This window comes from Dyadobacter chenwenxiniae (genome assembly GCF_022869785.1).
GTDB classification, from domain to species: domain Bacteria; phylum Bacteroidota; class Bacteroidia; order Cytophagales; family Spirosomataceae; genus Dyadobacter; species Dyadobacter chenwenxiniae.
Map to the genome: position 1 here is coordinate 4,134,105 of NZ_CP094997.1, position 20,369 is coordinate 4,154,473.

The 20,369-nt window shown below is 45.2% G+C and carries 16 protein-coding genes; 8 read left to right on the plus strand and 8 right to left on the minus strand.

Annotated elements, in window-relative coordinates:
* Nucleotides 1-108: 108 nt before the first annotated feature.
* Nucleotides 109-1,356, minus strand: a complete 1,248-nt coding sequence (locus MUK70_RS17615) for an efflux RND transporter periplasmic adaptor subunit (protein ID WP_234608137.1) — start codon at nucleotides 1,354-1,356, stop codon at nucleotides 109-111.
* A gap of 360 nt (nucleotides 1,357-1,716) precedes the next feature.
* Between MUK70_RS17615 and MUK70_RS17620 the strand changes: the two genes are divergently transcribed.
* Both MUK70_RS17620 and MUK70_RS17625 read left to right on the plus strand, forming a co-directional pair.
* The gene (locus tag MUK70_RS17620) at nucleotides 1,717-3,084 is read left to right on the plus strand and encodes a sigma-54-dependent transcriptional regulator (RefSeq protein WP_234607928.1); all 1,368 of its coding nucleotides are present in this window, start codon (nucleotides 1,717-1,719) and stop codon (nucleotides 3,082-3,084) included.
* A gap of 63 nt (nucleotides 3,085-3,147) precedes the next feature.
* Complete coding sequence (locus tag MUK70_RS17625) at nucleotides 3,148-5,097, plus strand: glycoside hydrolase family 127 protein (protein WP_234654153.1); 1,950 nt, start codon at nucleotides 3,148-3,150, stop codon at nucleotides 5,095-5,097.
* A gap of 40 nt (nucleotides 5,098-5,137) precedes the next feature.
* Here the strand turns inward: MUK70_RS17625 and MUK70_RS17630 are convergent, their stop codons facing one another.
* Nucleotides 5,138-6,061: an LEA type 2 family protein gene (locus MUK70_RS17630; RefSeq protein WP_234654155.1), complete on the minus strand. Its 924-nt coding sequence runs from the start codon at nucleotides 6,059-6,061 to the stop codon at nucleotides 5,138-5,140.
* 249 nt (nucleotides 6,062-6,310) lie between these two features.
* Here MUK70_RS17630 and MUK70_RS17635 point away from each other — a divergent pair, with 249 nt between their 5' ends.
* Nucleotides 6,311-6,850 carry a YciE/YciF ferroxidase family protein gene (locus MUK70_RS17635; RefSeq protein WP_234607925.1) on the plus strand — a complete coding sequence of 180 codons (540 nt, stop codon included), beginning with the start codon at nucleotides 6,311-6,313 and terminating at the stop codon, nucleotides 6,848-6,850.
* 177 nt (nucleotides 6,851-7,027) lie between these two features.
* On the opposite strand, the gene MUK70_RS17640 is transcribed toward MUK70_RS17635, so the two are convergent.
* The 4 genes from MUK70_RS17640 to thiD form a co-directional block, all read right to left on the minus strand.
* Complete coding sequence (locus tag MUK70_RS17640; RefSeq protein WP_234654157.1) at nucleotides 7,028-7,528, minus strand: pyridoxamine 5'-phosphate oxidase family protein; 501 nt, start codon at nucleotides 7,526-7,528, stop codon at nucleotides 7,028-7,030.
* A 64-nt stretch (nucleotides 7,529-7,592) separates the two neighbouring features.
* On the minus strand, nucleotides 7,593-7,868 hold the full coding sequence (locus MUK70_RS17645; RefSeq protein ID WP_234608456.1) for a 2TM domain-containing protein: 276 nt from the start codon (nucleotides 7,866-7,868) through the stop codon (nucleotides 7,593-7,595).
* 163 nt (nucleotides 7,869-8,031) lie between these two features.
* Complete coding sequence (locus tag MUK70_RS17650; RefSeq protein ID WP_234654159.1) at nucleotides 8,032-10,350, minus strand: TonB-dependent receptor; 2,319 nt, start codon at nucleotides 10,348-10,350, stop codon at nucleotides 8,032-8,034.
* Nucleotides 10,351-10,749: 399 nt separating this feature from the next.
* Complete coding sequence (gene thiD, locus MUK70_RS17655) at nucleotides 10,750-11,571, minus strand: bifunctional hydroxymethylpyrimidine kinase/phosphomethylpyrimidine kinase (protein WP_234654161.1); 822 nt, start codon at nucleotides 11,569-11,571, stop codon at nucleotides 10,750-10,752.
* A 76-nt stretch (nucleotides 11,572-11,647) separates the two neighbouring features.
* Between thiD and hxpB the strand changes: the two genes are divergently transcribed.
* Nucleotides 11,648-12,322: a hexitol phosphatase HxpB gene (hxpB, locus tag MUK70_RS17660; RefSeq protein ID WP_234654163.1), complete on the plus strand. Its 675-nt coding sequence runs from the start codon at nucleotides 11,648-11,650 to the stop codon at nucleotides 12,320-12,322.
* A 26-nt stretch (nucleotides 12,323-12,348) separates the two neighbouring features.
* Nucleotides 12,349-13,689, plus strand: a complete 1,341-nt coding sequence (locus MUK70_RS17665) for a sensor histidine kinase (RefSeq protein ID WP_234654164.1) — start codon at nucleotides 12,349-12,351, stop codon at nucleotides 13,687-13,689.
* Here MUK70_RS17665 and MUK70_RS17670 read toward each other — a convergent pair.
* Nucleotides 13,686-15,371, minus strand: coding sequence for an amino acid permease (locus MUK70_RS17670; RefSeq protein ID WP_234654166.1), 1,686 nt, complete (start codon nucleotides 15,369-15,371; stop codon nucleotides 13,686-13,688). The two genes, MUK70_RS17665 and MUK70_RS17670, sit on opposite strands and share 4 nt — an antisense overlap.
* A gap of 207 nt (nucleotides 15,372-15,578) precedes the next feature.
* Between MUK70_RS17670 and MUK70_RS17675 the strand changes: the two genes are divergently transcribed.
* From MUK70_RS17675 to MUK70_RS17685, 3 genes are all read left to right on the plus strand, one after another.
* Nucleotides 15,579-16,364, plus strand: coding sequence for a phosphatidylinositol-specific phospholipase C/glycerophosphodiester phosphodiesterase family protein (locus MUK70_RS17675; RefSeq protein ID WP_234654169.1), 786 nt, complete (start codon nucleotides 15,579-15,581; stop codon nucleotides 16,362-16,364).
* Between the two features lie 56 nt (nucleotides 16,365-16,420).
* Nucleotides 16,421-17,764, plus strand: coding sequence for an ethanolamine permease (gene eat / locus MUK70_RS17680; protein ID WP_234654171.1), 1,344 nt, complete (start codon nucleotides 16,421-16,423; stop codon nucleotides 17,762-17,764).
* A gap of 199 nt (nucleotides 17,765-17,963) precedes the next feature.
* Complete coding sequence (locus MUK70_RS17685) at nucleotides 17,964-18,698, plus strand: LytR/AlgR family response regulator transcription factor (RefSeq protein WP_234654172.1); 735 nt, start codon at nucleotides 17,964-17,966, stop codon at nucleotides 18,696-18,698.
* 402 nt (nucleotides 18,699-19,100) lie between these two features.
* Here the strand turns inward: MUK70_RS17685 and MUK70_RS17690 are convergent, their stop codons facing one another.
* Nucleotides 19,101-20,369, minus strand: a complete 1,269-nt coding sequence (locus MUK70_RS17690; protein WP_234654174.1) for an exo-beta-N-acetylmuramidase NamZ family protein — start codon at nucleotides 20,367-20,369, stop codon at nucleotides 19,101-19,103.

The following is a 20,369-nucleotide window of genomic DNA, read 5'->3' on the forward strand; positions in this document are numbered from 1 at the left end:
TTTGGTTATGATTGATTGTTTAATTGATTGAGAGAGGTTGTTTGACTGTCAGCCATCGGCTATCGATTGCTGACAGCCGACAGCTGATGGCCGATTGCCGACGGCCTCCTAGAATTCCAGCACTTCATTGTCCCCAAAGTTCTCGTATGAGCTGGTGATTACTTTTTCACCCGGCTGCAAGCCTTCCAGCACTTCAAAATATTCGGGGTTTTTACGACCTAATGTGATTTTTCGTTTTGCGGCACGCTTGCCGTCGTCGCCTACCACATACACCCAGTTTCCGCCGGTTTCGGAGAAAAAGCCACCCACAGGAAGCAATGTTGCTTGTGACGGCTGACCCAATTGCAGACGGATTGGAGCAGACTGTCCCCTTTTAATCAATTCAGGAGCACCTTTGTCAAATTGCATATCAACTTCAAATCTTCCGCTCAAAACCTCGGGATATATCTTAATGATCTTCAACCCGTAATCTTTCCCGTTGAATTCCATTGAACCTTGTAATCCTGCAAAAATCCGTGAAATGTAATGCTCATCCACGCTTACCCGCATTTTGAAACCGTTCAGGTCATCGATTTGTCCAATGTTCTGGCCTTGGTTAATATTAGACCCAACTTCTACATTCATTGAAGAAAGCAAGCCGGAAACAGGCGCCTTAACCGAAAGATTTTCAAGCGTTTGTCTCCATAGGTTTACGTTTTTCTGCGTGCTGGCCAATGTTCCTTCCAGCTGTGAGATCTGCATTTTGGAGTTTTCTTCCTGATATTTTTGTGATTCAACTTCAATGTCACGCTGCTTGGTCAGGCGCTCAAATTCTCTTTTTGTTTTTAGATAATCGGCATCGGGAATCACCTTATCCTTATAAAGCTTGGTATTACGATCGTGCGCATCCTTGGCCTGATCGATTTGAAAATCAAGTTCGCTTAATGTCTTTTGAAGATTAAACCGTGCAATACGCAAGCTCTGACGTGTATTTTGAAGATCATTCACCAGTCGGCTCGCCTCCGTTTCTGATTGAAGGAAGCTCAGTTTCAGGTTTTGGTTTTCGAGTCGTAGAAGCACATCGCCTTGTTTTACCATGTTACCGCCTTCAATGAGTTTCTCCGTAACATATCCACCTACAATCGCATCCAGCTGGATTGTTTTCAGTGGCTGCACAACCCCGGTAACCACAATGAACTCGTCGAATTTGCCTTGCTTCACGGTGGAAACCGTTAGCTTATCCTGCTCAACATTCAGTTTGCTACGCTTATCTGCAAAGAAGAATTGATATACTAAAAATGCGACCAGCAATGTGCTTCCGGCGATGATTCCGATGCGTTGTGTGGTCCAGAATTTCTTTGGTTTAAGTTTGTCCATTGTCGAGCCCCCGGTGAAACCGTTGTTACTGGTGCTGGATGAGTTAGGTGTTTTGACTTCCATTATATTGTTGGTGATTGGATTCGCTGTTAAACTTTGATCTTTACTATCCAATCCCTATGCCAAAGAAGACAAAGCCCTACAAAAACCTTAATATCAGCGTTTTAAACATATTTAAAACCGTTTTAAATGTCCGATAACGGACAATTTTGTTCGGGTGCGGACAAGCATTTTTAGCGCCTTTCTGGGTAAAATAGTGACTTTTTCGCTTGTTATAAAATTAAATTTCGAATTGCATCTGCTATCTTACCGAACAATTGCCAATAAAGGGAAATATCCCTTAGGAACCCCAAACCAGCCATGCAACTCTCTGAAGCAAAAATCCTGATCATCGATGACGATGTGGACGTATTAAGTGCGGCCAAACTTCTTTTGAAACGCCACGCCAAAACGGTAGACATTGAAAAAAATCCCCAAAAACTGCCATTTCTCGTAACCAACGGCGATTATAACCTGATCCTGCTGGACATGAATTTCACGCGTGACGTGAACAGCGGCCGGGAAGGCTTTCACTGGCTGGATCGCATTCTGGATATTAAGCCTGCTTCCAAAGTGATCATGATCACGGCTTACGGAGACATTGAAATGGCCATCAGGGCTATTAAAGCGGGTGCGACGGATTTTGTCTTAAAGCCTTGGGAAAATGATAAGTTATTGGCCACGATAAGCGGTGCAATTGAAGGGGGAAATGAAAAAATACTGGTTGTTGCGGAAGAGAAAAGCAAGGATGACGGCAAGAAAGGCAAGTCGGCCGGAGAGGACATTGTTGCTTCCAGCGAATCCATGAAACAAGTGCTGGCCACTGCCGAACGCGTTGCAGGCACGGATGCCAATGTGCTGATCCTAGGAGAAAACGGAACCGGTAAAACGCAGTTAGCGAAGCACATACACCAGCATTCCAAACGGGCGGATAAGCCTTTTGTGGTTGTGGACCTCGGCGCATTGAGCGAAAGCTTGTTCGAAAGCGAGCTTTTTGGTCATGTTAAGGGTGCATTTACGGATGCTAAGGAAGACCGTGCAGGCAGATTTGAAGAAGCAAAAGGAGGGACCATTTTCCTGGATGAGATCGGGAACCTGACCCTTTCACTGCAAGCTAAGCTGCTCACCGTCATTCAGGAGCGCCGCGTAACGCGTGTGGGCTCCAACAAGCCCATTGCGCTGGATGTCCGGCTCCTTTGCGCGACGAATATGAACATTGAAAAAATGGTGACCGAAAAAACCTTTCGCCAGGATTTGCTTTACAGGATCAACACCATTGAACTGGACCTGCCGCCACTGCGCGAGCGCCCGGAAGACATCAGTGCCCTTGCAGAATATTATCTCAAGCTTTACGGCAAAAAATACAACCGCCCCGTAAACGACATCAGCAGCGCATTGATCAAGAAAATGCAGCAATATAACTGGCCGGGTAACATCCGAGAATTGCAGCACGCCATTGAACGCGCCGTGATCCTTTCGCAGGAAAAAACATTGCAGCCTGATGACTTATTCCTGAAAAGCTCAGGCGGCCAGCCGACTACGGCCACGGGCTTTGACCTGGAAGATATGGAGAAGACATTGATCGTAAAGGCGATGAAACGTTTTAACGGAAATATCACAGATGCAGCCCGTGAACTTGGTCTGAGCCGTGCCGCACTTTACAGGAGAATGGAGAAGTATGGCCTCTGATTGGCATGTTTTTTGGGTCATATCGAATAAAGTCTCTTAGCTCAATATCAATTTATTCATATAATGACCAAATATTTTTCGCTATTCTCCCTGCTGTTCTGCTGCCATTTAACCTTTGCACAAAATAGTAAAATCACTGCCGTTCCGCTTAAAAATGTAAAAACCAAACAAGGTTTTTGGCACACGCGTGTGGAAGCTGCTCGCGAAGTGACCGTTCCGCATGCTTTGCAGCAATGTGAGGAATCGGGCAGGATAGACAATTTTGCTGTGGCTGGCGGTTTGAAGAAGGGCAAATTTGAAGGCGTCCGGTTTAATGATTCAGATGTTTTCAAAGTGGTGGAAGGCGCGGCTTATGTGCTGCAAAATCAATATGATCCCAAATTAGACCATTATCTGGACAGCCTGATCACGCTTTTTGCAGCCGCACAGGAGCCTGATGGCTATTTATATACAATCAGGACCATTAACAAAGACACCACCGGCTCCTACGACTGGATCGCCGGGCCTTACCGTTACGGATTCGAAAACGGCAGCCATGAACTCTACAATGTGGGGCACCTTTATGAAGCGGCGATTGCCCATTACGAAGCCACGGGTAAGAAAACGCTCCTGGACATTGCAACCAAAAATGCAGATCATCTGGTTAAAACATTTGGAACAAAACCCGGACAGTTAGTGGTTGTTCCCGGTCATCAGGAAATTGAACTTGCATTGATCAAACTTTACCGGACAACGGGCAAAAAGGAATATCTGGATCTTTCGAAATTTTTCATTGATATGCGCGGTCGCTCAGACAAGCGGGCATTGTATCTCGACGAACACAAACTCGGCCCCGCGTACTTTCAGGATCAGGTTCCGTTTGTAAGGCAGAAAGAGGCCGTAGGGCATGCGGTTCGTGCGCAATATTTATACACGGCCGTTGCGGATATGCTTACGATCGAGGAAGAACCTGAACACAGCCACGCCGTTCACGAAATCTGGAAAGATGCTACGGAAAAAAAACAATATGTAACGGGTGGCGTAGGCGCCCGTGAAGACGGTGAGGCTTTTGATAAAGCATACATCCTGCCGAATGATAATGCATATGCGGAAACGTGCGCGGCCATTGCGAATATGCTTTGGAACCACAAAATGTATCTCTACACGGGTGAATCCAAATATATGGATGTTTTCGAACGTGTGCTTTATAATGGTTTTTTGGGTGGAATGTCCGTGAAAGGCGATAAGTTCTTTTACGTAAATCCGATGGCTTCCAATGGCGTAAACGATTTTAACAAAGGCACCGGTGCAGAAAGACAGCCCTGGTTCGGAACGGCCTGCTGCCCTACCAATGTGTCGCGCTTTCTGCCTTCAATGCCTGCCTACATTTATGCAACAAAGGGCAACGAGCTGATTGTTAATTTGTTCGCAGACAACGACGCGACTATTTCTGTTAACAATAATGCAGTGAAACTCGCGCAGCAAACGAATTATCCGTGGGATGGAAATGTCAGAATTTTGGTAGATCCTGAGAAAGTCGGGAATTTCACTTTGTCTGTGCGCATCCCGGGCTGGGCAACTGGCGAGGCGATCCCGGGCAACCTCTACAATTATATGAGCAAAGATTCCAAGCCGGTGACCTTGCGTGTGAATGGTAAAAATATGCCTGCCAACATTGAAAAAGGTTACATTAAGCTGGTCCGAAACTGGAAAAAAGGGGATCAGGTTGAATTGGCGCTGGATATGCCAGTCAGGAAGATTATTTCAAATGAAAAGATTGCTGCTAATAAGGACAAAATAGCCATTGAGCGCGGGCCTGTTCTGTATTGTGCAGAAGGCCATGATAACAACGGAAAAGCGCTGGCTATTCCCATTGGAGAAAATCAGACCTTTGCTGCCAGTTATCAGCAAGGCTTGTTGGGCGGTGTTAATGTGCTGAAATCCGAGGCGGGCAACGTGACGCTCATCCCCTATTATGCCTGGGCAAATCGCGGTCCGAATGAAATGGTGATCTGGTTCAATAAAGGTCAGTGATAATATCAAGCTTCTACATTCAGAAAAACCTTTCGGACACTCACTTCGAAAGGTTTTTTTGTACAGTTTCCAAATCCTTCAATGTGCCGTTGACTATGATATTAACATCACTGTTTTTAAAAATATCATTCTCCGAAACCAGCTTGCTTTTGAAATACAATGTAAATGGAAGCCCCTTCCCTTTTGAAACCAACTGCCCGGCAGCTTTCAGAACTTTACCCATATCAATGGCCAACGGGATTTCATAAAGCTCACTGCTTTTCCCCTTGACCTTGGTAACGCCTTTCACACTTCCTTCCGCAAGGCGGTCCTGTTTTCCGAGATCAACAGCATAAGCAGGATTTTCGAATTGCACCGGGAAAGGGTTTTGGTTGGAAAACTTCAATTTCAACACCACCTCCGATTTCCCCAAACGAAACTTTGTCATATCATAGTCCACAATTTCGACCTTCGGCAATCTGTAAAGAGGCAACCTTTTATCCATATCCAGCGTAATGCTATCTTTTCCCAGAATGGCTTTCTTCAAATGGAAGCGGCCTTCGAAATGATAATCAGCACTATCCTGGCCGGTGGCTGCTTCGGAATCACCTTCTTTTTTCAGTTTGGCAATTTTCAATTTTGCCGGAATCGTTACCAATGTGCTGTCACGCGGATTGATGGATAACGGTTTGGCATATTCATCTTCAATAATCGTTACCCCGTTCATTTGTACGAAGTAGTCAAACCTTTCCACATCCATCCCAACCGGGAGCGGATTGTCGACGAGCAGTTTTAGCGAAAGATCAATGGTACTGTCCGTAATGTTGCTGATTTGCCCAATTCCCATTTCAACCTTCGGCTTCAATCCTGAAACCGGGTTTGCATTCTCATTCTTATATTTTTTAAAAAAATACCAACCAAGTCCGGCGGTCGCCAGAAGTATCATAATGATAAGCGAGATTTTAAGCGACCGGTTGGAGTGCATAAAAGGTTGGTTTAAATAAATGGATAAATGCTCTGTTCAAAAATCGTTCCGGTAAATGTCCGAATCAATGCGGGTCACTTAAAAACTTCCCCAATAACGGATTTCCGCGAACGTATATGTGTAGTTAAGTCTTCACAATAACGGTGACGCAACGTCTTACACGGCACTCCGATTTTGGTACGGATTTTTAAGAAGGCAGGTCACAAGGATTAAATCCTTCACATCTAATAACAACAAACTACTAGAATTATGAAAGCGAGCAAAAGTAAATTCGTTAACCAAATCACTGAATCAGATAGCGCAAAGTTGAAAGAGCTTTTTGTAGACGGCCTGAAAGATATTTATTGGGCAGAAAAACACTTGGCAAAAGCATTGACAAAGATGTCGAAAAGTGCTACTTCGGAAGAACTGAAAGCAGCGTTTGAGAAACACACAACAGAAACCGAGGAACATGCGGCCAGACTTGAAGAAATTTTCGGATTGGTTGGCGAAAAAGCACAGGCGAAAAAATGTGCTGCTATGGAAGGCCTGATCGAGGAAGGCGAGGAGATTATCAGCAGCACAGACAAAGGAACAATGGTTCGCGACTGTGGATTGATCATGGCTGCTCAGAAAGTAGAGCATTATGAAATCGCATCTTACGGAACATTAAGGAACATTGCCCGCACACTTGGATACGGCGACGTAGCAGATATGCTGCAAATGACGCTTGATCAGGAAGGCGAAACCGACCACAAACTGACAGAACTGGCTGAAACATATGTGAACGAAGAAGCCAGCGCAGAATAATATTACACTTCATCATCAGACTAAACAAAAAGGGTTGACCAAATGGCCAACCCTTTTTGTTTGATGGGATTGTGCTCCCAAGTGCCCCAAACCCCTAAAGGGGCTTATTATTGTCGTTTTGTTGCCGTTACCCTCAAGCACAACGTAAAGTCCCCTTTAGGGGATTTAGGGGAAGGATCAAGCCAGATTCAATTTCCCATGATCACCGCCATCAGGCGTTGTACCCGTAAGGACCGCTTTTACCATGGAGAAGAAAACTACCATTTTCGAAGAGGTTGCGTCCCAATAGGCTGCTTCATCGGTTGTTACTTTTAGTACAACCAGATTCGGATCTTCCTTTCCTTCCGGGAACCATGCCTTCGACATCGGGTTCCACAATTCCTCTTTCCTGGTCTCATTCTCTACAATCTCCGCAGTACCAGAAACGCTGATGTAAGTGTTATTTTTGGGGTCTGAATAAATTAATGTGACCGGCTCACCCTGATTAGAGGCATCACCGATTTCTGTATTCCGGCTTGTAAAAAACCATACATTTCCTTGCTCATCGATTTCCAGGGTCGTCATCGGGCGCGACTCTATCTTTCCATTGGAGTAAGTGGTGTACATACAAAACCGGATATCCTCTGCCAATGATTTTAATTTTTGTATCGCCTCTTTATTTTGAAGGTCCTTTTCCATAATTGTTTAGTTTAATCCGATAATTATTTATCTGAGATTATAAAACAACTATTCCAAAACCTGATCAGCTGCGCATTAATTTTTCATATTCACGCTCTGCCAATCCTTTTTCATCCAGGCTGCTATATGCGGTAAAAAAATGCATTGAAAGCCCGATGCCCCATCCTGCCATCGGAAAAACAGGCCAAGGCAAATGGTCATTGCCAAAGTGTGGATAAGCAGTTACAGCCCACAGCAGCCACAAGCCAGCATTAACAACCAGGTAAGTGCTGAGATGAACCTTGAATGATGCTCTCTTTTTCGCTTTTCTCCAGATAAACTCATTACGCGGCGTTTCCATATCGGTATCGGTTTGGCTTGTTAAGGTATTTTTATAACCAATCGTTTCTCAATTGATATACCAATTTAAAGCACACACAGCCCCGGCAAAAGTGAATGAGGACAGAGTTTACTATTTTCACGACGAAAGAACAGATTATCCGGATGAACTGATTGGTAATTGCTTAAAATTCAAGACGATAATTCAGGACCGGAATCAGGCCTGTCTGTGTCGTGTTTCTGACTACCTTATCGGTTGGGTCGTAAGTTTGTTCGTAAGCATTCAAACGGTTGGTAACATTCTGAATGTCCAGGGAAATGGTCGAGGCCGTACGTTTTTTGTTTTTTGTGTAGCTGACACGGACATCGGACCGGAAATAGTAGGGCAATTGCCGGGAGTAAGCCCTGGTCCAATCTAGTTCCGTTTTACCAGTTTCTTTGGATTTTTCAAGATCGACAGGCGTGATGCGGTTTCCGCCGGATGCCAGCAGTTTAATGTTTGCTGCAAAGACGTTCGTTTTGTTCTTACCAACTTTCCATTCTTTTCCCGCCAGCACATTCTGAACAAAATGTCCATTGAACCTGCTATCCCGTTCAATACCATCCCTACCTGTGTATTTTGACTGATATAATGATGTGGTGCTCATTAAATAGATGCCGCCCGTCAGCGATTTTTCAATGGTTAACTCTACACCATAACTGCGTCCGGTTCCATCACTTACCAGCGAATCGTTTGCGAAACCGCTGATCTCGTTAATTTGAGAATTATGTAACAGATACGGTTTTGTGGAACCTGGCGTGCCGATCGGCACGTGATAATGATGTTGATAATAAGCCTCTGTCAGAATCCGCCAGCTGCTGGTGGGACGGAATTCATAACCGCCTACAAAATGTGCAGACTTCATCAGTTTAAGATCTTTATTAGCTGCCGCCGTTTTCCCGGTTTCCGCATTCACTTGCGCGAAATAGGTTGATATTGACTCTGTTTTGCTATGCAATCCGGCACCGAAGCTTAACGTGGATTTCGGAGCGACAGCCCATTTCATCCCTAATCTTGGTTCGAGCGAAACCTGGTTATTAAGTCCCAATAGCATGCCATGAACACCCGCATTGATCGTAACTGTCGGTGATATACGCGATTTAAGCTGGCCATATGCCTGATAAAGCTGAGTATTCCCCTTTTGATCCAGAAAAGTGCGAAAAGGACCATTTTCATTATTCCTGTCGAAAAGGTTGAAGTCAAGATGATTAATGATAAATCCCCCGCGGAAAGTATTGCGGGCATTCAGCTTATAGTTGAAGAGAGAAGAAATCCGGAGCGCCTGATTGACGAAACTTTGTCTGTAAGAAATTTGCTTTCCCACGTTGTCGGTTTCATCGGTAACCTTGGTTCCAGCATACGAAATGATGCTTTCCACGTAGGCCTTATTGTTGATATAGCGCAGATAATTGATCCCTAAAATGCCGCGGTTCGACGTGAAGACCTCGTTTTCAAAACCGGTTTTTTCCTTGGAAGTACTGATGCCGCCAATTCCCCACACCGTCACAACAGACTTGTCGTCAGAAGGAACATGGATTTTGAAAGCACCATCCTGGAAGTCAGTAGAAGCATCGCCCTGAATGTTCAGACCGAGCTTACTGAGTACAGACAATGTTGAATAGCGGTAATTGGCCAGATAGGAAGCCCCGCCCTTAGCGCCGATTGGCCCTTCAGCCGCAAAATCGAGGCCTAGTACGCCGGCTTGCATGGCGTATTCTCGCTTTTCGTTGTTTCCGTTTCTTAATTTCAAATCAAAAACGCCCGAGGTTGCATTGCCATATTCAGCCGGAAAAGCCCCTGTCAGGAAATCAGAATTGCCTAAAACGTTCGCACTCAACGCGCTGATGCCTCCACCGCTCGAACCTTCTTCGCCGAAGTGGTTGGGATTAGGGATTTCCACGCCTTCCATTCTCCATAACATTCCTTTTGGGCTGTTACCACGGATGATAATCTGATTTCCGCCGTCATCATTGGTCGCCACACCCGCAAATGACAAAGCCATCCTGGCCGGGTCATTCACCGAAGCCGCAAAACGCTTGGTCTGATCCACGGTAAAAGAGCGCCCGCTGACACTCACCATATCATTGAGCGGAGTGCCATTTTCCTTTTGCGCCTTCACCACCACTTCATCCAGCGACCTGAACGATTCAGCCAGTTTAATGGTCAGTTCCACCTCCTTACCTGAACCCACATTGATTTCCTGAAGGAATGCATCGTCATAACCCAGACTCGTAATTTTGAAGGAATGCCTGCCTACCGGCACCTTTTCGACACGGAATGTGCCCTCCGCATCCGTCGTCCCGCCCATGATCGGGTTCAATGTAGTAATGATCACATTTGCCCCGATCACCGGCTGCCGGGATTCCGCATCGATAACATGTCCTTTAACAAGTTGGGTAGGTTGCTGGGCGTAAGCCAGCGAGAAGACCGCCAGAGCGATCAGCACGAGGATATATTTTTTCATAGCTAACAGTTTTTCTTTCAGACAACTTAGCTATGCCCTACCCTAATTTTTTTGGGAAAAATTATTTTGTCGAGGCTACTTTGTAACAAATTATTTCCGCAGGCTATCGCAGAGTAATACAATGTTGGTAGCAATGTTATTAACAAGCATTCCGCAGAATCGCGGAGCGATGCAATATTGGTAGCAAGATAATGGGCACCGGTTCCGCCGAATCCCTGAGGGATGTGACTTCATACACGCCGTTTCAGCCCTCCGGGATTTTTTCGTATTGATACTTCATTCCATTCTACCAAAATTTCATCCCTCCGGGATTTTTCGAAAAATAACGGCTCATTTTATCCTACCAATTATATCCCTCTTGAATTCGCCTGTCATTGACTGTAATGGTGCCAATTTTTACTACAACATTGCCCGCAACGGCACCGGATCAAAAAAATGGTTCAGCGGACCGTTACCGTTGCCGGTTTTCACATCTTTGCCGGCTTCTATCGCGGCGGATATGTATTCTTTGGCAAAGATGATGGCTTCCGGGAGGGAATTGCCATGAGCCATGAATGTTGCAATAGCGGAAGACAGCGTGCAGCCGGTTCCGTGCAGATTCTGGCTGGGGATGAAGTCTGACTCGAAAACCAACACTTCCTGGGTTTTTTGTACCAAAACATCAAACAACTTCTCCGAAACCATATGCCCTCCTTTGAGCAAAACAGCCTTGCAGCCTTTGGTAACCATTTCCGAAGCCGCCTTCTTCATGGTTTCCAGCGAACCGATTTCCGTGGGTAACAAAAGTTTCGCTTCGTCCATGTTAGGGGTCACAAGATCTGCGATTGGAAATAACCTTTCCCAAAAAACACTGATCATCTCGGTCGTTGCAAGTTTCGTGCCGCTCGTCGATGTCAACACCGGGTCGATAACCACAAATTTGGGATTGAACTGCGCAATAATGTCAGCGATAATCAACGCGTTTTCAACAGTGCCTATCATGCCAATTTTAACCGCATCAACCTGAATATCTTCCAGAACCGCCAGTAATTGTTCTTTCAAAAAGTCCGCTGGCACTGGAAAAACCGCTCTTACTTCCAAGGTATTCTGGGCAGTGAGTGCCGTGATTGCAGATGTGCCGTAGCCGCCTAATGCGCCGATCGTTTTCAAGTCTGCCTGAATTCCAGCGCCGCCGACGCTGTCTGACCCCGCAATGGTAAGTATGGTTGGATATCGGTTCATGAATGGTCCGGGATTTGTAAATACTTATCGGTGAAAGTAGTAGTTTTGGGTAGACTAAAAAAAGACTCACTTAATAATGATTAAAGCTGCCATATTTGACATGGACGGATTGCTGATAGATTCGGAGCCAATCTGGACAGACGCCGCCCGCAGGGTGATGCAAAGAGTGAATTTCACGATTTCCGATGCACTCAAAAACCAAACAACCGGTCTTTCCATCAAACTTTTCCTTGAATATTGTCACAAAATTCAGCCCTGGAACGCCCCTAGTTTTGAAGAGCTGGAGCAACAGATCCTGGAATATGCCCATGAGAATATTCTGGCCCGCGCGGTGGCAATGCCAGGCGCAATAGCATTGGTCAAGAATTTAAAAGCCCAGGGTTTGAAGCTGGCTGTGGCTTCGGCTTCGCATATGGACTTGATAGAAGGCGTGCTGAAAAGGCTGGACATCATTGACTATTTCGACACCTGGCATTCGGGCGAGCTGGAAGAATTCACCAAACCGCACCCGGCAGTTTACCTGACAACAGCCGCCAAGTTGGGCTTGCTCCCGCAAGAATGCATTGCTTTTGAAGATTCACACGCGGGCCTCCGATCGGCTCATGCGGCGGGAATGATCACAATTTCGGTGCCTGCGATGGAGGTTTTTGAGGATACCAAATTTGATATGGCTCACTACAAGATCAGTTCATTGGAAAAATTCATATTGAGCGAAATGTCCGGCGTGCCTCAAAACGCGGTTGAAAATTAATACCCAAATATCAATTTCATTTATTAATGATCGGACTAAGACATTTCAGCATTGTGATCATGATCAGGATAGTGGTAATTATCCTGAGCGTGATTGCCCTTGCCTGGCTCGCGTCCAAGCACACGAACGAAGTGCTTGTATATGTGCTGGGAACCATTTTCATCTTTGTTCAGGGATCATTATTGTATCAGTATGTTACCAATGTTAACCGAAAACTGACGTACTTCCTCGAATCAGTCCGCTACTCGGATTTTACGATCAATTTCCGTTCCGACAATAAAATGGGCCGGACTTTTAAGGAACTTAACCAGCAATTTAATGAGGTGCTGCATGCTTTTCGCCAGGCCCGGGCGGAGAAGGAGGCTAACTTGCAATACTTGAATACAATTGTTCAGCATATTGGAACTGGTCTGATCACTTTCGACAGCAACGGGCAGGTTAATCTTATTAATAATGCGGCATTGCGTATGCTGGGTATTTACAGGTTGCATCAGCTGAGCGAGTTAAAAGAAAAACATCCAAGACTTTACGAATTGCTTTCCACGCTCGATAGTGGTGTGCGCGAACTTTACCGGACGCCTTCCGACCAACCCCTTGCGTTGCAGGGAGCGGCCATTCAGCTCCGGGGAATGTGGGTCAGGATTGTGGTTTTACAGAATATTCAGACGGAACTGCAACAACAGGAAGTGGAATCCTGGCAAAACCTTACCCGCGTTCTCCGGCATGAGATCATGAACTCGATGACGCCCATAGTTTCGCTTGTAGGCACAATGCGGCTCATTGTAAATGAAGACATCGAGAAATCCACCAATGACCAGGAAGCCGTTAATGATTTGAAAGAAGCATTACACACGCTGGAAAAACGGAGCAAGGGAATGATGCAATTTGTGAATGCCTACCGCGATTTTACAACATTGCCAAAACCTGTTTTTGCCAATCTCAGCGTTGCCGAACTTTTGCAGGAAGTGATCCAGTTATTACAAACAGACCTTACGGGCTCGGGCGTTTTGTGGAAAATTTCTGTAAAACCGGAAACATTAACTGTGAAAGCCGACGCCAGCCAGATCCAGCAAGTGCTCATTAACTTGGTAAAAAATGCTTCCGAAGCATTCTCAAATCAAACCAACAGATTGATCACCCTAAGCGCTTACCAGACTGACAATGTGACTATTATCGATGTTGAGGATAATGGGGACGGCATTGAACCCGAGGCCATTGAAAATATTTTCATACCTTTTTACACAACAAAAAAGACCGGCTCCGGCATTGGATTGAGCCTTTCACGGCAGATTTTGCAGCAGCACAACGGGCAGCTGAACGTGTCTTCGCAAGTGGGAAAAGGAACTGTTTTTACGCTGATTATTTAAGCTAACTTGCTTTTTCTGTATCCATAACTGAAATAAATGACAAGCCCGATCGCGAGCCAGATCACGAAGATCAGCCAGTTGGAGGAACCTAATTCCGTCATTAAGTAGAGGTTTGTCAAAATTCCCGCAACAGGTAGAATCGAAAAATTGTATTTGTAGCTCATCACGGCCATCACGAACCAGGTGATCCAGAAAATGATCGTTAAAAGCTTGTGCTCAATGATTTCCATACCCGACATGGCTTTCCATTCGTCTATCACACTTTGTCCATAAATGCTTAACCCAAGGATAGCAAGGACCAGCAGAAGTCCTACCAGATATTTTCCATTTAGATAAGGGACACGGAATTTGGATTGCGCTGAAATGCCTGTGTGATCCAGATAAAGCACGCCGCCACAAACCAAAATAAATGCAAAGAATGTCCCCACACTGGTCAGGTCCACAAAGAAATCCATCTTGAAAAATAATGCGGGAATACCCACTACAAAACCCGTAACAATGGTTGCGAAGGAGGGAGTCTGATATTTGGGATGAATCTTCGAGAATTTTTTCCAAAGCAAACCATCGCGGCTCATCGTCATCCAGATACGTGGCTGACCAAGCTGATAAACCAGCAATGCACTCGTAATAGCAATGACAGAACTGACCGAAATAACGCCAGCCATGAAATCAAGGCCATTTTTCTCAAAAACAAATGCCAGCGGATCACTTACTTTCAGCTCTGAATAATTGACCATTCCGGTAAGCACCAATGTGATGAGTACATATAATATTGTGCAAATTACCAGACAGTAAATCATCGCCTTGGGCATGTCGCGCTGCGGATTTTTACATTCTTCGGCAGTTGTTGAAATAGAATCAAAACCAATGAATGCGAAAAAAACGGAGGCGACCCCACCCATGACGCCTTTGATGCCATTGGGTGCAAATGGCGACCAGTTTTCGGGTTTTACATAAAATGCCCCGGCGAAAATCACCAGCAAAACGACCCCTATTTTCAGCACCACCATGATATTGCTGGCGGTTCGCGACTCGCGGATACCAATGTAAACCAATGCAGTAATAAGCAATGTTATCAGTCCCGCAGGCAGATTAAGCATGATGTGGAAATCACCGATTGCCGGAGAAGATTCATAAGCCGCAGCCGCAAAACGTTCGTAAGTGCTCATTTCGGCGGCAGCGCCACTTTGCAACTTGGCAAATGCATCAGAGGCCGTTTCATGGTTGACCGTAAGCCAGCCCGGCAGGACAATGCCGAAGCCTTTAAGCATTCCCGTAAAGTATTCCGACCAGGAAATCGCGACGACCATGTTGGAAACCGCATATTCCAAAATCAACGACCAGCCAATGATCCATGCAAACAACTCACCAAAAGCAACGTACGCATACGTGTACGCGCTACCGGAGACGGGCACGGTGCTCGCAAACTGCGCATACGACAATGCTGTAAAAACGCAGGCAATAGCCGTAAAAATGAATAATAATGATACAGCCGGACCACCGTTATAGCTCGCAACCCCGATCGTACTGAAAATCCCTGCCCCTACAATTGCCGCTATACCGAGGGAGACCAGGTCCCTCACGCCAAGGATCTTGGCTAAACCGCCATTTTCCGCAGAATCAGCATCTTTAAGTATTTGGCTAACTGTTTTTTTACGAAAGAGAGAAGAATTTTGTTTCATGCAGGCGCTGATTTGGCAAAGTCTAGGTATGTAATAAGTTGGCTAAAATAACGATATTCTCAACGCATCTTTCCATCCGTTGATATTTTGTTTAATAAATCACAAATTTTCCATAGAAAATTCTCCGGGCTGAAATCAAACGCGAAAACAATGTGTTTGAAACCATATAATTACTTAATTTTCCGGCTAGCAACCCCACCACATCCCATGAAAAAAAACGTTACGTTACTTGTCCTTATACTGCTTTCTGTCAGGATATTGGATGCCCAGGACATGAAGGCCTACACAACTGCTCAGGCTCATTCCCACAATGATTACGAAAGAAAAGGTGCCTTCCGGGACGCTTATGATCAGCAGTTCGGGTCCATTGAAGCGGACCTTTTTTTAATAAATGACACGCTGTTCGTAGCTCACAATCTAAAAGACATCCATCCTAAAAGAACATTAAGTACGCTCTACATTCAGCCGATCCTCGCTAGCGTCGAGAAAAACGGCGGGAGCATTTATGCACAAAAGGATGTGCCGTTACAATTGCTGATTGATTTGAAAACCGGGGCTTCGGAGACGCTCGCTGCGCTGGTCAGGGAACTCGAACCGCACAAGCAAATTTTTGCACCCAACGGCACTGTAACAATTGTAGTGAGCGGCAACACGCCCGCCCCTGCCGATTTTGACAAATATCCGGACTTCATTTTTTTCGATGGAAGACCCGAACTTACTTACACGCCGGATCAACTCAAACGGGTCGGCTTGATCAGCCAGGGTTTCGGGAAATACTCAAAATGGAACGGCGAGGGCCCCTTACCTGAAAAGGAAAAGAAAACGATCCAGAAAGTGATCAGGCAAACCCACGATCTGGGTAAAAAAATGCGGTTATGGGCTACGCCGGACAACATCAATTCCTGGAAGATCATGATGGCCCTGGGTGTGGATTATCTGAATACGGATAAAGTAAAAGAATTGGGCGATTACCTCCGCACTGCACCTCGATAACATTTTTAATTAGATTTAACTGCTTTTACATTTTTCAATGGTATAACTTCTCCTCCATGTCGTCCGAACACAACGCGTCGGCGCCCGGCGCTACGCTCAAGAAAGTTTTAAAACCAATACACCTTTGGGCGATTGCCGTCGGGCTGGTGATTTCAGGTGAATATTTCGGATGGAACTATGGATGGGGCGTTTCGGGCACCGTTGGCTTCCTCATCGCGACACTCCTGGTAACGCTGATGTACGTGACATTTATTTTCAGCTTTACCGAGCTTACCACTTCCATTCCGCAGGCTGGCGGGCCGTTTTCTTACTCGCAACGCGCTTTTGGCTGGTTTGGGGGGTTAATAGCAGGTTACGCTACACTCGTAGAATTTTTGGTGACACCACCCGCCATTGCATTTGCATTGGGAAGCTACACACACTTTCTTTATCCGTCACTGGGAGTGCTAGATGTAGCTTTTGCCTGTTATGTTATTTTTATATTAATTAATCTACTGGGAATCAAGGAGTCTGCAATGTTCTCACTGGTGGTGACGTTGCTGGCGGTCGGCGAGCTGCTGATCTATATAGGCATTGTTGCTCCGCATTTTTCATACAAAACTTTCGTGACCGAGCCGATGCCATTTGGCTGGCCAGGCGTGTTTGCTGCGTTACCATTTGCAATCTGGTTTTACCTCGCCATTGAAGGCGTTGCCATGGTGGCCGAAGAAGTGGAAGATCCTAAACGGACTATTTCCAGAGGTTACATTTACGGAATTTTAACATTGGTTGTGCTGGCGCTCGCCGTGATGGTTTTTACCGGTGGCGTAGCACATTGGCGGCTTTTGAGCGAAATCGATTATCCCCTGCCCGCCGCACTAGGCATTGTGCTGGGCCGCGACAGTGCACTTACACAACTATTTGCCAGCCTGGGACTTTTTGGGCTTATCGCTTCTTTTCACGGCACCATCATTGGGTATTCACGACAAATTTACGCATTGGCAAGGGCTGGATTGTTACCTTCTTTTCTGGGAAATGTGAATGCCAGATTCCAGACACCACACTGGGCACTCATCGGCGGCGGAATTGTCGGGTGCATCGCGCTTAAATTGGGCACGACTGACCAGGTGATCATTCTGGCGGCATTGGGAGCGGTTGTGATGTACATTATCAGTATGGTTGCGCTCTTCATGCTTCGCCGTAATGAACCCGGTCTCGAGCGCCCCTTTATCGTGCCTGCCTATCCTTACTTCCCTCTCATAGCACTTATCTTATCAGTCGTCTGTCTCATTGCAATTATCTATTATAATCTGGTCCTGAGCTTATGGTTCTTTTCCGGGCTTGTATTGGTTACTGTTCTCTATATGGCAACAGGGAGACACAAAGTTTCCAAACACATCGACAGCGCCACAGGTAATTAAAGGATTGAGGCCGACATAGTTTTTACCGGTTACTAAATTGTTTTAAAAAAATGGTCTCGATTGACAACTAATTCGTACATTAATCTGGAATTTTTACTCAACGGTAACCTTAAATTTGCAATTTTTTGAAAATGCTAACATTGTCCCTGCTCGTAAACCCTGATTTTAACAGTATGGGATTGAATTTTACAAATCCAGAATGAATATTTTAATTGTTGAGGACGACCTGATTGTAGCAAAACATCTTCAATATTTACTTAACGGCTTCGGGTATGATGCGAATGACGTTGCAACGGATTACAGTACGGCTGTTGAATTACTCAATAGCAAAGTCTTCCATGTTGCCATTTTAGACATTAGTTTGAACGGCTACCAAACCGGGATTGACCTTGCGCATTACATTCGTGAAAATTTCAAGATCCCCTTCCTGTTTCTTTCCAGTCACGAGGATATAGCCATTGTCAATGCGGCTTTGCAAGCTTCTCCACATGCTTTTCTTCAAAAGCCATGTCAAAAAATCACTGTATATACTGCGGTTAAGCTGGCTCTGAAAAATTACCGCCTTGCAGCTTTGGCGGGAGAGTCCAATCAGGAGGATAAACAGGATTCCACGGTAATCAAAGATGCGCTTTTCATCAAAGAGAAGCATATGTTTACCAAAATCCTGCTTGCCGATATCCTTTACATCCGCAGCGACGACAATTATCTTGAATTGCACACCAAAAAGAAGAAATACACCATTCGGGAGACGCTCAAAAACATGCTTCAGCAACTTCCGGCCAATTATTTTTTCCGGGTTCACAAGTCTTTCATCATTAATCTCCATGCCATTACATCAATCAATTACATTCATGTGATGATCAATGACATTGAAATCCCGATTACAAATGACAACCGAAATGAACTGCTAAGCCGGGTGAAAACTTTTTCGTGAGAAGCCCCGGAAATCTCCAAACCACACATGCTGATTCCCTTTCTTTACCCCGGAAATCAGCTACTTCACCCCATTATTTTGTCAGTTATCCGACTACAAACTATTATTACAATACGTAAATTCCTCTCCTATTTAAAACCAGTGTTCTTGCGACAGGCGCCTGAGCTTCAACATTTAAGAAAAAAAATTAGAAGCTCAGGCATCCATTTCAGTTCGGGGAACGTAAATGTTATAAATTAAATATGTGCGTAAACACAAACTTGATCTCCAAAATATTTACCATACCATACCAAACCTAAACTAAATCATTACCATTAGTATTTTTTTATTTTAATATCGTTGAGAATAATTGGACATCCCCGGGACACATTCCCTGGGATGTTTTGTTTTTAATTACAGATCTCAGGGATAGATCAAATATTTTTTTCGCATGTCCTTGTACTGACCAAGACCCGGCTCCCAGCTTTTCCTGATCTCATCTTCGGAAGCACCCGCAATGATCTGTTTTTTGAAGTTCTCAGTGCCTACCAGTTTATCAAAGCTTCCCATTTGCTTACTCTGGCTCATATCAAAGAACTTAGCTTTGTCGGGATATGCTTTATACATATCCATGATCCAATTTAAATTCAGCTTTTCTGATTTTTCGAGTTTGGAAATATCATACTTCCGCAGATCAATGCCATAGCAATCCTGATCCATGTGCAAAGGTGCCTCACTCATTCCTTTGATACTCTTTGGCGTAAAAACGAAATCATATTTCCCTTTCAGCAAAGGCGCACCAAGCACTGTGAACGGCATGTAAGTCCCTCGCCCCTGGCTGACGATCGTTCCTTCAAACATGCATATATGCGGATAAAGCATCACCGACTGTTGCGTATTCAGGTTCGGTGAAGGCATTACTGGCAATGTGTATGGCGTTTTATGATTGTAGTTGGCCACTTTAATGATCTTCAATTCGCACCGCATTTTGTTGGGCAGCCATCCTTCTCCATTGATCATCTGCGCAAATTCAGCAATCGTCAGTCCGTGCGCGATGGGAATTTTATACATGCCGATGCCGGAACGCAAATGATCTTCGAGGATCGGACCGTCTACCAGAAAACCGTTGGGATTTGGGCGATCCAGGATCAGCATTTCCTTATTCGTTTCGGCGCAAGCTTCCATTACATGCCCCAAAGTGTTGATATAAGTGTAAAAACGAGCCCCAACATCCTGAATATCAAACACCATCAGATCAATACCCGCCATTTGTTCCTTCGTAGGCTTTTTCTGTTTGCCGTAAAGTGAAATAGCGGGAATGCCCGTTTTCGGGTCCACGCTGTCACTCACTTTATCTCCATTGCTGGCCGTACCACGAAAACCATGTTCCGGGCCAAAAATCATGACAATATTTACACCCAGCGAAACGAGGCTGTCCACGATCGGTGTTTTTCCAATTATTGATGTTTGGTTGACTAATATCCCGATCTTCTTACCTTTCAGATAATCCAGATATGCTGAAACCTGATCCGCACCGGTAACCGGCAACCCGGCTGGCTCAATCGTGTTTTTGCCAACCTTTAAAGAATCACCTTCCGTTATTACAGGCGTTTTTTGCGAGGATGAGTTAACGCAGTTGCTGAACAAGCAAATGCATAGTGTGAGGCATAGTAATGTGGAAAATGATTTCAT